This is a genomic window from Variovorax sp. YR750 (assembly GCF_900109805.1).
GTDB lineage: Bacteria > Pseudomonadota > Gammaproteobacteria > Burkholderiales > Burkholderiaceae_C > Variovorax > Variovorax gossypii.
This window is the reverse complement of the sequence record NZ_FOBJ01000006.1, coordinates 187455-200936: the sequence shown is the minus strand read 5'-3', so window position 1 is coordinate 200936 and position 13482 is coordinate 187455. Positions and strand designations below refer to the sequence as shown.

General features: G+C 69.5%; 13 protein-coding genes and 1 pseudogene. 1 reads left to right on the top strand and 13 read right to left on the bottom strand.

The annotated features are described in order from the left end of the window. Positions 1 to 8 precede the first annotated feature (8 nt). From BMY35_RS14620 to sctV, 13 genes and pseudogenes are all read right to left on the bottom strand, one after another. Positions 9 to 1040, bottom strand: coding sequence for an EscU/YscU/HrcU family type III secretion system export apparatus switch protein (locus BMY35_RS14620; protein ID WP_093200057.1), 1032 nt, complete (start codon positions 1038 to 1040; stop codon positions 9 to 11). A gap of 4 nt (positions 1041 to 1044) precedes the next feature. After that, entirely contained in the window at positions 1045 to 1827 is a 783-nt protein-coding gene (sctT, locus tag BMY35_RS14615; protein WP_093200056.1) for a type III secretion system export apparatus subunit SctT, read from the bottom strand. Between the two features lie 36 nt (positions 1828 to 1863). Further along, a complete protein-coding gene (locus BMY35_RS14610; RefSeq protein WP_093200055.1) occupies positions 1864 to 2352 on the bottom strand; it encodes a serine kinase in 489 nt (162 codons plus the stop codon). Next, positions 2349 to 3695, bottom strand: coding sequence for a FliI/YscN family ATPase (locus tag BMY35_RS14605; RefSeq protein ID WP_093200054.1), 1347 nt, complete (start codon positions 3693 to 3695; stop codon positions 2349 to 2351). The genes BMY35_RS14610 and BMY35_RS14605 overlap by 4 nt, the downstream gene beginning before the upstream one ends. Continuing rightward, positions 3692 to 4330, bottom strand: coding sequence for a type III secretion system stator protein SctL (gene sctL, locus BMY35_RS14600; RefSeq protein ID WP_093200052.1), 639 nt, complete (start codon positions 4328 to 4330; stop codon positions 3692 to 3694). Before sctL ends, BMY35_RS14605 begins: the two co-directional genes overlap by 4 nt. Further along, positions 4312 to 5016, bottom strand: a complete 705-nt coding sequence (locus tag BMY35_RS14595) for a type III secretion system protein (protein WP_093200043.1) — start codon at positions 5014 to 5016, stop codon at positions 4312 to 4314. The genes sctL and BMY35_RS14595 overlap by 19 nt, the downstream gene beginning before the upstream one ends. Before the next feature lie 6 nt (positions 5017 to 5022). After that, positions 5023 to 5829 (bottom strand): type III secretion system inner membrane ring lipoprotein SctJ, encoded by an 807-nt coding sequence (gene sctJ, locus BMY35_RS14590; RefSeq protein ID WP_256228440.1) that lies wholly within the window; start codon positions 5827 to 5829, stop codon positions 5023 to 5025. 7 nt (positions 5830 to 5836) lie between these two features. Beyond that, the gene (locus tag BMY35_RS14585; RefSeq protein ID WP_093200042.1) at positions 5837 to 6250 is read right to left on the bottom strand and encodes a hypothetical protein; all 414 of its coding nucleotides are present in this window, start codon (positions 6248 to 6250) and stop codon (positions 5837 to 5839) included. 73 nt (positions 6251 to 6323) lie between these two features. Beyond that, positions 6324 to 6530, bottom strand: coding sequence for a hypothetical protein (locus BMY35_RS37695; protein WP_021004014.1), 207 nt, complete (start codon positions 6528 to 6530; stop codon positions 6324 to 6326). A 145-nt stretch (positions 6531 to 6675) separates the two neighbouring features. After that, a complete protein-coding gene (locus BMY35_RS14580) occupies positions 6676 to 7866 on the bottom strand; it encodes an FHA domain-containing protein (RefSeq protein ID WP_256228436.1) in 1191 nt (396 codons plus the stop codon). 2 nt (positions 7867 to 7868) lie between these two features. Then, positions 7869 to 9632, bottom strand: a complete 1764-nt coding sequence (gene sctC / locus BMY35_RS14575) for a type III secretion system outer membrane ring subunit SctC (RefSeq protein ID WP_093200457.1) — start codon at positions 9630 to 9632, stop codon at positions 7869 to 7871. A 110-nt stretch (positions 9633 to 9742) separates the two neighbouring features. After that, positions 9743 to 9913, bottom strand: a pseudogene (locus tag BMY35_RS39110) (EscS/YscS/HrcS family type III secretion system export apparatus protein); the annotation flags it as partial. A 44-nt stretch (positions 9914 to 9957) separates the two neighbouring features. Continuing rightward, positions 9958 to 12030 (bottom strand): type III secretion system export apparatus subunit SctV, encoded by a 2073-nt coding sequence (sctV, locus tag BMY35_RS14565; RefSeq protein ID WP_093200041.1) that lies wholly within the window; start codon positions 12028 to 12030, stop codon positions 9958 to 9960. Between the two features lie 312 nt (positions 12031 to 12342). Here sctV and sctQ point away from each other — a divergent pair, with 312 nt between their 5' ends. Further along, the gene (gene sctQ / locus BMY35_RS14560; protein ID WP_093200040.1) at positions 12343 to 13458 is read left to right on the top strand and encodes a type III secretion system cytoplasmic ring protein SctQ; all 1116 of its coding nucleotides are present in this window, start codon (positions 12343 to 12345) and stop codon (positions 13456 to 13458) included. Positions 13459 to 13482 lie beyond the last annotated feature (24 nt).

Below are 13482 nucleotides of genomic sequence, written 5' to 3'. Positions count from 1 at the left end.
CCCTGGTGTCATCCGATGCCCTGCGCCCAGCGCAGCAAAGTGGCCACGGGCGCATACAGCGAACGCGGAATCGGCTGGTCCACCGGAACCTCCGCATAGATGCGCTCGGCCAGAGAAGGCTCGAACTCCATCGGCACCAGGCCCTCGCCGGCAAAGCGCCGGATCTGCGCTGCAACTTCGCCCTCGCCGCGCGCGATCACGCGCGGCAGGTCGGTCTCGCCCAGGTACTGCAGTGCGACGGCCGTGCGGGCCGAATGGATCACGGCCGAAGCCATGCGCACGCGATCTCCCAGGCTGGCGTACACAGCCTCGAAGTGCGCGGAGCGGCGGCGCGACTGGTTGATCGGGTCGCCCTCCACTTCCTTGTATTCCTGGCGGATGTCCTCGATGGACATGCGCTGTTGCTTCATGAACTCGAAGTGCTCGTGCGCGTAGTCCACCGCGGCCATCAGCGCGAAGATCACGACCGACCACCCGAAGGTCACCAGCACCATGTGGGCCGCGGCGGTCATGATGGCCGCAGGGTTGGCATACCCCAGCTTGAGCGAGGTATCGACGAAGCCGCGCACCACCACGAACATCAGGCCCGCGAGCAGCAGCGTCTTCAGGCTCATCTTCAGCAGGTTGATGAGGTTGCGCGTGGAGAAGATGCGCTGCAGCCCCTGCGCCGGGTTCATGCGGTTCACGTCGGGCTTCAGCCGCTCCCACGCCGCCACCCCCCCCACCTGGGCCAGCGAGCCCGCGATGCCGGCCACGGCGGCAATGGCCATGATGGGCAGCGTGCCCCGCGCGAGTGCCTCTCCCGTGTGCAGCAGCAGCTCGGCGAAGCGGTCGTCGGGCTGCGTCAGCAGGCTGGTGCTGGTGGCGTGCAGCCAGAGTTCGCGCAGCAGACTGTAGAGGGCGCCGCCTCCGAGCCACATGCAGACCACGACCACGGCGAACACGACGGTCGATGCCACGTCGCTGCTGAACACCACCTCGCCGCGCTTGCGCGCGTCGCGCAGCCGCTTGGGCGTTGGGTCCTGGTCTTTCTCCGCCATGGCGCTAGAGCGTGGCCCGCAGGAAGTCGAGCACGCCGTTCTCGGGCCGCAGGAATTCCTGCAGCGACTCGTACACGAAGAACACGAACAGCAGCATCATCAGATGCGCCAGCAGGCTCTTGAGGGGCTGCGAGAACACGAACACGTTGAGCTGCGGCGCCACGCGGCTGACGAGGCCCACGCCCAGCTCGACCAGCAGCAGCACGAAGATCACCGGCGAGGCCAGCTTGACGATCCACAGGAACAGCGTGTCGCCCTGGCGGATCGCGAACTGCTCGATCACCAGCCCCAGGTTCGGAAAGAACGAGGCCACAGGCCAGAGCCGGTAGGAGTCGACGACCACGCCCAGCATCGCCAGCAGCCCGCCGGCCGAGACGAACAGCGTGATCACCATCCAGCCGAGGAACTCGCCCGTGGGCCCGTTCTCGTGGCCCGCCACGGGGTCGAAGAACGACGCGTTGCTGGAGCCGGTCTGGAAGTCGATCAGGTCGCCCACGCTCTGCACCGCCCAGATGAAGATGCCGAAGCCCAGACCCAGCAGCAGGCCGATGAAAGCCTCCTTGCCGGCGATGAGCACCCAGGTGCCGATGGAGGCCACCGGCATGTCGCCCGCCACGGGCGACATGAACAGCGCAAGCATCAGTAGCAGGCCGTTGCGCACCGTGCCGGTGAGCATGCCGCCCGAAAGAAAGGGCACCACCGCGAAGATCGCGAACAGCCGCGGCAGGGTTAGCACTACCGACGAGAAGAACCTCTCGAGGCTGGCCAGTTCGATGGAAGCGTCCACGGGCAATGGGTCTCTCTCGTCGTTTCGTCGGGCGCTCTATGCCCTGCGCCGTGCGGCCCAGGCCTGCGAGGTAGCTTCCTCGGTCGCATCGTCGAGCCGGAGCTCGCGCAGGCGCAGTTGCTCGCTGCGTGCGCGCTGCAGCATCTGCTGCGCCTTCTCGACATCGCCGCTGGCGGCGCGCAGCTTCTGCCGGCTGGCCTCGAGCGTGCTCTCGCGCAGCGCGTGGGCCTGTCCGGCCTGCGCGGCGAGCTGGCCGGCCTCGGCGATCCGCGCATCGAGCGCGGTGCTCCAGGCACCCGCATGCCGCAGTTGCGCAACGCTGCATTCCCCGTGCGAGAGCGCGCCGGTCGTCGCCTGCCAGTGCGCGGCCTTGTTCTGCACCTGCTGCTGCTGCCACGCCTCGGCCTGCCGGAGTTCGGCGTGGCTCTGTTCGGCGGCGGCCCTGTCGCGCGCGACCACGCCCATGGCCGCGGTCTTCTGGCGCTCCCGCACGCCCACCAGCAGTTTCCAGTCGACGCCGCTCATCGCGCGGGCTCCCCGGTCCAGCCGAACTGCCGCAGTACCTCGACCGATTGCGCATAGGGCAGGCTCGCGTCCGGCGGCTGCGACAGGAATTCGAGCATCGCCGGTCGCGCACCGATCGCCTCGTCGGCCAGCGCGTCGGCGCCGGCCTTGTACTCGCCGATCTGCACGAGCAGCTCCATCTCCTGGTACTTGGCCAGCAGGCCGCGAAAATGCGCCGCCGCCGCGCGGTGCTCGCGCGAGGTCACCAGCGGCATCACGCGGCTGATGCTCGCGAGCACGTCGATCGCCGGATAGCGGTTGGCCGCCGCGACCTTGCGCGACAGCACGATGTGACCGTCGAGGATCGAACGCACCTCCTCGGCGATGGGGTCGCTCTCCTCGTCGCCCTCGGTGAGCACCGAGTAGACGGCCGTGATGGAACCGGTCCTGCCCTGCCCCGCGCGCTCCAGCAGCTGCGGCAGCATCGAGAAGATCGAGGGCGGATAGCTGCGCCGCGTGGGTGGCTCGCCGCTCGCGAGGCCGATCTCGCGCTGCGCGCGCGCGAAGCGCGTGAGCGAGTCGACCAGCAGCAGCACCTTCTTGCCCTGGTCGCGGAAATGCTCGGCGATGGTGGTGGCCACGTAGGCCGACTTGATGCGCTCCATCGGCGGCCGGTCGGAGGTGGAGACCACCATCACCGTCTTCGCCAGCCCCTCGGCGCCGAGGTTGTGCTCGATGAACTCCTTCACCTCGCGCCCGCGCTCGCCGATCAGCGCGATCACGTTCACGTCGGCCGTCGCGCCGCGCGCGAGCATGCCCAGCAGCGTGCTCTTGCCCACGCCCGGCGGCGCGAACACGCCCACGCGCTGCCCCTCGCCGAGCGTGAGCAGGCTGTCGACCGCGCGAATTCCTGTGGGCAGCGGCGCCTCGATCATGCGGCGCGCCAGCGGGCTCACGGGTTCGCGGTGCACCGGCAGCAGCGTGCGGGTCTTCAGCGGCCCCTTCTCGTCGATGGGCTGGCCCAGCGCATCGAGCACCCGCCCGAGCAGGCCCGCGCCGACGGGACAGACATGGCCGCGCCCCGTGGGCAGCACCTCGGTCAGCGCCGAGATGCCGGTGATCGGCCCGAGCGGCGTGAGGATGGCGGTGTTGTCGCGAAACCCCACCACCTCGGCCAGCAGCGGCGGCTCGCCTGGCGTGACCAGTTCGCACAGCTCGCCCACATGGGCCTGGATGCCCGATGCGTCGATCAGCATGCCCACCGCCTTGCTCACGCGCCCGCGAATCGTCGCCGGCGTGACGCGGCCCAGTGCCTGCTCGAGCTCGGCGACGATGCCCAGCGCCGCGTCGGACACCGGATTCACTGCTGCCCCTCCCCGGCCTCGCCGAGGCCGCTGCGCTCCACCGCGCGGCGAAAGGCCTCGAGCTGTGCATCGGCGCCGATGTCGAGCACGCCGGACGCCGTCTGCAGCACGCATGCACCGACGGGCAGCGCCGCGTCGGCCACGAAGTGCACGGTCATGGACCAGTTGGCGTCGCTGCGCAGCCGCGCGACCACGCCGCGCATGATCGCCTCCTGCGCGGGCGCCACGCGCACGGTGATGAAGGGCTCCTGGCGGATCAGGGTGTCGACGCGCAGCAGCGCCGCCTCGAACAGCGTCGCCGGGTCCGCGTCGGCAATGAACTGCCCCACGGCCTTGACCACGATCTGCGCCATGGACTCGCGCAAGGCATGGAGCTGGCGCTCGGCCGCCACGGTGTCGGTCACCAGCTGGGTCGCATATTCCGTCCTGGCCTGCCGCAGGCCTTCTTCGTAGCCCTGCCTGCGGCCGGCCTCGGCATCCTGCGTGGCCTGCTGCACGATGCGGCGCGCCTCGCGCCGCGCGGTCTCGACCACGGTCGATGCGTCGAGCAGCGCCGCGTACTCGTGTTCCTTCAGGACCTTGCGCTCGCTCAGGAGTTGCAGGTTCTCGGTCGTGATCAGAAAAGCCAATCCCATTGGGGCAGTCTTTCGGGAACGATGCACGAGAGCATCAGTTCGTTGAGTTGCAGGATCTGGCGCCGCTGCAGCGGCGGCGCGCCGAGCGCCGAGATGCGGCGCGGCAGCTTGTGTCCCAGGCGACGGCGCACCGCGTCGCCTTCGGCGGCGGCCGCCGCCAGCAGCAGGCGGTAGCCCCGGTCGACCGCGACCCGGCCCGCGGAAAGCGGCCACTGCTGCAGCGCGGCGTTGTCCATGCGCAGCTCGGTGAGCTGCGGCACGCGCTCGAGCAGGAACTCCACGGCATCCGCATCGAAGCGGCGGGCCTGGCGGCGGATCTGCGCCCCCGCTCCGCCGCGCAGCCGAAACAGCGGCAGGTGCACGCAGAAGCCCAGGTAGGCCGCGAGCCGTCGCAGCGCGGCGCCGTCGAGCAGCACCACGCGCTTGAGGCGGGCGTCGAAGTTGTAGTCTGCGGCGCCGTTCGCCGGCCCCTGGCTGCGGCGCAGCTGGCCGGCAAGAACCGTGCGGCCTGCTTCCCCCAGCCGCGCCGGAATGCGATGGCGCGCCGGCCAGTCGGCTGGCAGCCAGCTCGGATGCAGGTCGATCTCGGGATGCAGGTTGAAGCGCATCACCAGTCGCACGAGGTCCATCGGGCCGGGCGCGGCCTGTGCGGTTTGGGGGCCGACGGAAGGAGCGGATGCCGGCATCGCGTGTCAGCGCCTGAGCACCTGGCGGCGCGCCCAGTTGCGCCAGTCGACGCCCTGCCTGCGCAGCAGCACCGGCAGCACCATGAGGCAGACGGCGGCCACAAGCAGCAGGCCCAGCAGCACCATCGCGGTCGAGGCCGGGAACAGGCCCAGCACCATCGGTCGCTCCCTGGCGCCGCCTGCCAGGGCGGCCGCCGACACCGCCGGCCGGCGCGCCTCGAACAGCGACAGCGACACCTGGTCGTGCGTCAGCCCCTCGATGCTGTGCGCCACCATCTCCTTCACGGCCGGCGCCAGCAGGCGGATGTCCACGTCCGGCCGGTGCTTGATGAACACCGCGGCCGACGACGGCCGCGTCTTCTCGCTGAGCGGATCGTTGGCCGGGATCACTACGTGCACGCGCGCGGACACCACGCCGTCCACGTTGCGCAGCGTCTGCGACAGCTCCTGCGAGACCGCATAGATGTAGCGCATGCGCTCCTCGGAGGGCGTGGACACCAGCCCCTGCTTCTGGAACACCTCGCCCATGGTGGCGAAGCGCTCGTGAGGCAGGCCCTGGGCGCGCAGCACGTCGAGCGCGGCGCTCATGCGGCTTTCGTCGACCTCGACCTGCCAGTTGCTGCCCTCCACGCGGCTCTTGGCCGCATCGATGCCTTCGGACGACAGCGCGGCGACGATCTCGTTGGCTTCCTGCTCGTTGAGGTTGGAATACAGGCCGACCTTGCAGCCGCCCAATGCCATCAGCAGGGCCAGCGCCGCGAGCCAGCGGCCACGGCGCGGAATGAATGAAATGGTGCGCGACAGCAGCTTCACGGCGTCCTCACTGCTGGTTCTTCAGCAGGGTGCCGAACAGGCTGGTGGCGGCGCTCGCCAGGCCCGTGGAAATGTGCATCTTCGCGAACATCATGTGCGCCTCCATGGCGTGGTCGGTCATCGCGAACATGGTCTTGATGGGGTCGGACATGTCGATCGACTCGAGCATGCTGCGGCGCATCTCCTCGTAGGAGCGCACGTTGCCCGAGAGCTGGGACGCGAGCGCCTTGGCGGCATCGCCCAGCGCACTCGGCGCGGCCACCGCGGACGGCGGCGCCTGCACGCCCTGCATCATGTTGGCGAACATCCGGGTCTCGCCCGGATCGAGGCGCGAAGGGGCCGCGGATTGCTGCGCCGCCGCGGGCCCGGACACGCCAGCCGGCTGCGCGCCTGCCGCGACCAGCGCGGTGGGATCGGTCATGGTTCACCTCTTTTCGGGGGTCCTTGGGGAAAAGGGCCGCGCGATGCACCCCGGGGGCATCGCGCGGACCTGCTTACGAGGACTTGGCCGACTGGCGGATGTCGTTGCCGGTGGACTTGGCCACCTCGCCGCCGGCGGCGCTCGCACCGTTGACCGTGTGCGCGGTGGAGGCCGCGCCCTGGATGCTGGTGGAGGCGGCCATGCTGGCCGACATCAGCCTGGCGTTGTCCGCCGCGGCCTGGTTCATCTGCTGGATAGAGCTGTCAACTGCGCCTGCCATGTGTATCTCCTGGTCAAGAAAGGATGATTTACGAGGGTTGAAGCGCTCCGTCCCGGCGGGACGGAGCCATTCCACGCGGCGCACGGATGCGGCGCCGCATGAAATCCGGGGTGCGCGCGAGGAGGACCTTGCCGATGGCCATGCCTCACCTCCCGCGCCTGTTGTTGTTGCCGCTGTCGGGCACACCGCCGCTCAGGACCAGCCCGTCGGCGTCGATGCGCTTGAGTTCGGCGCCGGAGCGCAGCACCGAGCCTTCGTAGTACCTGCTGCCGTTGGACAGCTGGATGTGGCGCAGGCCGTTGCCGTCCTCGGTGATGCTCACCATGCGCGCCGGCAGCACGCTCTGCCAGCCGTCCCACTGCGTGCGCAGGTCGGTCTCCTTGGGCTCGGCGGCGGGCTTCTCGCGGTACTGGACCTTGTCGGAGACCAGCACCGACGGATGCAGGTCTTCGCTGAGCCTGCGGATCTTCTGCCGCACGGCCGCGTCTTCCACCGTGCCGGTAAGCACCAGGCGGCCCTGGCCGGTGTAGGTGACCGCCACGCCGGGGTCGCCCACGTAGCGACGCGCCTGCTCGACCATGTCCTCGGCGGAATGCACGTTGACGCTGACCTGGCTGCCGAAGGGCTCCATCGCCTGCTGCAGGGCCTCGCGGCGCTGCCTCGACTCGACATAACCCTTCACGCCGAGCCGGCCGCCCTGCGCGGCCACCACTTCCACCTCGGGGAACGGCACGAGCGCCTTCTCCACCGCGGCCAGGTCCACGCGGGCGGTGCGCCGCGAACTGGCGCCCGCATCGCCGAGCGACACGGCGGCCAGGCCGACGAGCGCCAGCATCGCTATCACGCCGCCCGCCCAGTAGCCCAGGCGCCGCGATCGGGCCGTCGACGGGCTCGCCTGCGCGAGCGCATCGGGCTGCGCCGCATGGTCCGGGGCGAACATGCGGTCCTCGCGCACGCGGGAGGCATAGCTGCGGTCGAGCTGGAAGTCGATCTGGCCCAGGCTCACCACGTCGCCCGCCACCACGCTCCTGCGCGGCTGCCGCATGTCCTCGCCGTTGAGCCGCGCCGAGGCCGTTCCCAGGCGCTGCATCGACACCACCAGTTCGCCGACGGTGAACGCCAGATGGCGCGGCAGCACGTCGCCGCCGGGCAGCATCACCTCGCAGTCGCCGCCCGAACCCAGCACGTTGAGGCCGGGCTTGAGCGCGATGGTCCGCCCCTTCACCGCGCCGCTGAGGAAGCGCAGGCACCAGCCGTCGCCGAGCGCAGCCGGAGCCGGGCCGGCCGCGGCCTGCTCTTCGCCGTCGAGGGAGATGTCGTCGTCCTGGTCGCGCACGTTCAGCCTCCCACTTCCGGCAATGGCAGCGTCGGCACGTTCGCCGTGGCGCCGGGCAGCACCAGGCGCGGCGTCAGCAGGTAGAAGCGCTCCATGTTCGACTGCTTCTTCTCGGTCGAGCGGAAGAGTCCGCCGACGCCCGGAATGTCCTTGAGCAGCGGCACGCCCGTGACGGCATTGCTCTTCTCTTCCGACGAGTAGCCCGCGATCAGCAGGCTCGCGCCCTCCTCCACCAGCGCCTGCGTGTTGACGGTGCGGCGCCGCACGATCGGGATCTTGTCGACCGACATCGGGCTGAGGTCGCCGTCGACGATGTCGATGGACATCATCACGCCGCGGGAGGCCTTCTCGTCGATGACCAGCGGCGTCACCCGCACGGCGGTGCCGGCCGTGATGCTGAACAGGCCCGCGTCCTGGAAACCGTCCACCCGCACGTAGAACTCGCTGAGGTTCTCCAGCACGGCTTCGGTGTTGTCCAGCGTCATCACCTTGGGACGCGCCACGAAGTTCGCGTTGCCGTTGGTGGCCAGCGCGGTCACGCGGGCCAGCAGGTAGTTGCGCGCGCTGTTGCCGATGGCGGCGGTGAACATGCCGCCCAGCGGCGTGAGCGGATTGCCCGAACCGTCGGAGCTTCCGATCTGCCCGGCCTCGCTGCCCGTGCCGCCCCAGGTCAGTTGCCCGCGGTCGCCGCGGCCCGTCTGGAAGTCGGCATGCCGACCATGCAGGCGCCAGTCGATGCCCAGGCTGTTGAGCGTGTCGGAGCTGATGTCCATGATGGTCACTTCGATCTCGACCAGCCGCGGGCGCACGTCCATCGACTCGATCAGCTTCGCGTACTGCGCCATCTTGTCGGGCATGTCCCGCACCAGCACCGCGTTCATGCGCGTGTCGGCCTGGAACTGGGGCAGCTCGCCGCCCGCGATGCCCTGGACGCCGCCCGGTGCGATGGCATCGCCGCCGCCGCCCCCGGCGATCTCGACCTTGGGCGCGTTGATGGTCTCCCCGCTGCGCAGCTTGATCTGCCGGTTCGGCCCCAGCGACATGCCGCCGCTCATGCCCCGCGCGCCGCCGCCGCCCGACGGGGCATTCCCGCTGGCGCGGCCATAGAGGCTGCGCAGCACGTTGGCCACGCCGGGAATGACGGTCTCCTTGCCGGAGCGGTTGATCCGGAAATCCGACGCCCACGCGTACTTGAGCGGAAACAGCCTGATCTCGGCGCCCTCGGCCATCGCGCTCTTCTGGTCGGCCAGCTTCACCGCCTGGCGCACCATCTCGACGTAGCGGCGCGGCCCGGTCACGTACACGCTGGCGTCGCGCTCGCTGATGCTCAGCGGATAGCGCTCGTCGGAGATGTGCAGGCGCACCAGCGTCTCGGCGATGCGCCCTGCGTTCTCGGCCGCGATGGGCAGCACCTCGCTCTTCGCGTCGGCGGCCAGGTCGATGAACAGGAAGGCGCCGTCGAAGTACCAGGTCAGCCCGTTGACCGCGCACACGCTGTTGAGCGTGGCCAGCGCGGAGCCGGCGAACTTGCCGCTGATGACGCCGGCCACCTTGGTGTCGATCACCGCCGTGACGTTCTGCGAAGACGCCAGCTCGCGCAGGAAGTCGGCCAGCGGCTTCTCGTTGGCGACGATCTGGAACGGCCGGTTGCTCCAGCGCAGCTCGGCCGCGCGCGCCGGCGGCTGCACGGCCAGCAGCGCGAGGGCGGCGCAGCCCCACAGCACGAGGCTGCGCAGGCCGAAGGTTTTCAGGCGCGGTGCGGGCATGTCGAAGAAGTTCCTCACGGCAGCGAACTCAATGCCTGGATCGCGCGCTCGGCGAAGCGCATCACGTCGCGCCCCATCCAGCCCGCGGTGGCGATGATCGCGACCATCACCGCGATCATCCGGATGGACTGGCCGATGCTCTGGTCCTGCACCTGCGTCACGGCCTGCAGCACCGCCACCACGAGGGCCGTGAGCGTCGCCACAGCCACCACCGGCAGCGAGATCCACAGCACGAGGAGCAGGCCCTCGCGCGTGATGTCCAGGATGTTCTGCGGAGTCATTGCGTTGTTCTTGCGGTGCGCCTTCGAAGGCTGTGAAGAGTTCATCAGTGGGCTTGCGGATTGGTGACCCAGCCCACCGGCTGCAGGGCCACGTCTTCGTCGACTTCCTGGTAGGAGAGCACCGGCAGCAGCGGTGCCACCGGCTCGATCAGCGTCTTGATGTAGCGGCGCACGTCCGATGAGGCGATGGCCACCACGCGGGTCGCGGCCGACCCGAGGATGCGGCGCACCTGTTCGCGGATGTCCTGCGTGACCGCCGGGCTCAGCAGCAGCAGGTTGCCGCGGGGCGAGCGCTCGATCGCGTTCTGCACGCGCTCCAGCAGGCTCGACTCGAACAGGATGGCCTCGAGCTGCCGGTTAGGCCCCACGTAGCGGCTGGTGATGTAGCGCCCGAGATCGATGCGCACCAGCTCGGTCAGCGCGATGGCGTCCTGCTCCTTCGGCGCCCAGGTCGCGAGGCATTCGAAGATCGCATGCAGGTTGCGGATCGGGATGCCTTCCTGCAGCAGCCGGCGCAGCACCTCGGCGATGCGCTGGCTCGAGGCCACGCGCGACACTTCTGCCGCGAGCTCGGGCGCATCGCGCTGCACCGAATGCAGCAGGCGCTGCACCTCCTGCAGGCCGATGAGCTCGCGAACGTTGCCGCGCACCGCGTTGTCCAGATGCATGCCCACCACCTCCTCGTTGTCCCAGGCCTTGAAGCCTGCAGCCTCGCCCGGCACCCAGACCACCCGCGCGAAGGGACCGAAAGGCTCGGCCACCTCGGCACCGGCCGGCGGTGCGGCCGCCTCGGCCGGATCGAGCATCAGCCACCCGGGCCGGAGCGTGCCCTCGGTCACGGCGACGTCGTGCACCAGAACCTGGTAGCCATGCTCGGCAAGGCCGTCCGCGTACGCGAGCTGCAAACGCGGGAACACGGGGCCGAGATCGGACTCGACCGAAGTCTTGACCCTGGCGAGTTGAAGATCGAGCGCATGGCGGTCGATGCCGCCGCGCAGGCCGCTCGACAGCCGCACCGCCAGCGGCGCTGCGATCGCATGGTCGCCGTCGGTGTCCTCCTGGTCGGCGCCCTCGCGGTGCGAGATCCAGCCCGGCGTCTGGTTCTTCTGGCGCCGCATGCGCACGGCGAAACCCAGACCCAGCAGCACCGCTGCCAGCAGGCCGAACACCCACTTCGGAAAACCCGGCACGACCAGGAAGCTCGCGACCGCGAGGCCCGCGATGATCAGCGCGCGCGGGTGCGCCATCAGCTGCTGCCCGATCTGGTTCGCGAGCTGCGTGTCGCGGCGCTCGCCGGTGCTCACGCGCGTGATGACGATGCCTGCCGCGATCGACACCAGCAGCGACGGGATCTGCGAGACCATGCCGTCGCCCACCGTGAGGATCGCGTAGCGCTGCAGCGCGCCGCCCAGGCTCATCTCGTGCATCATCGTGCCGATCGCGATGCCCGCGAGGATGTTGACCAGCGCGATCACGATGCTCGCGATCGCGTCGCCCTTGACGAACTTCATCGCGCCGTCCATGGCCCCGTGCAGCTGGCATTCCTGCTCCAGCATCTGGCGGCGCTTCTGCGCCTGCGCGGACGACAGCACGCCGGCGCGCACGTCGGCGTCGATGCTCATCTGCTTGCCCGGCATCGCATCCAGCGCGAACCGCGCTGCCACCTCGGCCACCCGCTCGGAGCCTTTCGCGATCACGATGAACTGCACGATCGCGATGATCAGGAACACCACGCCGCCGACCACCACGTTGTTGCCGACGATCAGCTTGCCGAAGGTGTCGATGATGTGGCCCGCGTGCGCATGCAGCAGGATCAGCTTGGTCGACGCGATGTTCAGCGCGAGGCGAAACAGCGTGGTGAACAGCAGCAGCGACGGAAAGGTCGAAAGCGAAAGCGCCGAAGGCACGTACATCGCCACGATCAGCAGCACCAGGCTGATGGCGAGATTGCTCGCGATCAGCAGGTCGAGCAACGGCGTGGGCAGCGGCAGCACGAACAGCGCGACGATCACCACCAGCAGGCCCGCGAGCAGCAGGTCGTTGTAGCGGCCCGCATTGCCCAGCAGGTCGCGCACGCCGCCGCGGTAGGCAGGGAAGGATCGCGGAGAACTCGCCATGGTGTCTTTTCTTCTTGCGGGTGTTCCGAAGTGCCGCGCTATGCCGATTGCATTGCATCGCTTCGTTGTCGATCGCGGGGATTCGCGTCGCGACGGACTCTATGCGCCGCCATCCATTCACGGCAACCACGAGTTTTCGTAAACGCTCGCCGCGTGTGGCGCGCGCGGCACTACGTGTTTGCGGACTACCTTCGCGCAATGCGTCTGGCTAAGCTGCCGGTCCCGATGCGAGCCGTCTCGCATTGCTCCGAGGCATGAAGAAGGTGACAAGAAGCACAGCCGCCAGCATCCGCATACCGACCGAAAGCACGCATGCCTGACGCAGGCGCCGACGCAGTGACGGAGCTCGGCGAGGCCCGCGCATTGCCGCGTGCCGATGCAGCCAATGTGCGCGCGCTCAATCGCCTCTACGGCGCCGCGCCGCTGCCCGACATGGCGGCCGCGCGCGGCGCGCGCTACCGCATCCGCTGGCACCACGACCCGGCCTTCGGGCGCACCGCGCGCGAGAGCTTCCGCTTCAGGCTCGGCGCACATGTCGGCCATCTCTCGTTGGATGCGCCCAGTCTCCAGGCGCTGCTGGGCGAGCGCCGCATCGACCTGCTGCCGCGAGACCTTCGCTACATCCTGCTTGCCGATGCGCTGCATCCGTTGATCGATGCGCTCGAGAAGGCGCTGCGGCTTCATTTCGAATGGCAGCCTTCCGAAGCGGAAGCGCGCGAAGCCCATGAGCGCAGCCCGCAGGCGGTGCCGCTCCACTGCGATCCTGAGCGCGCGGCCTTCTTCGTCGCCATGCCGCTGGAAGGCAGCGCCGTGCTGCGCGGCTTCGTGCAGTTCGAGGATTCATCCACGCTCGACGCGCTGGTGCCCGCGGGCTCCGGCCAGCGCCACAACGCCCACGCCGCCAGTGCCTTCGACGCGCTGCGCCTGCCCGTGAGCTTTCGCCTCGGCAGCACGCCGATCCGCCTGGGCGAGGTAGGCAGCATCCGGCCCGGCGACATCGTCGGCATCGAGCAATGGAGTTCCTCGGGAGCCGCCATCGTGGTCACGGCGGAACTCGGAGGCCCCGCGGGGCGGCATCTTTCCGCCTTTGCCGAAGGCTCGCGCATCACCGTTCAGCAATCGAGAGACAGTGCCATGAAGCCAGACACACCCGCCCTCGCGACCGACGCCGCGGACAACGCCAACCTGCCGATCGACCGGCTCGACGCGCTGGAGGTCACGCTGCGCTTCGAGGTCGGCGACCTCTCCGTGTCGCTGGGCGAACTCAGGAGCATCCGCGCAGGCCACGTCTTCGACCTGGGCCAGCCGCTCAACCGCAGCCCGGTGCGCATCCTTGCGCACGGCAACGTGCTGGGCAAGGGCTATCTGGTCGCGGTGGGCGACCGCCTGGGCGTGCGCGTGTCGGAATTCGCGCCGGGCGAAGTCTGAGAGGCTGCCCCTCAAGCGATCCAT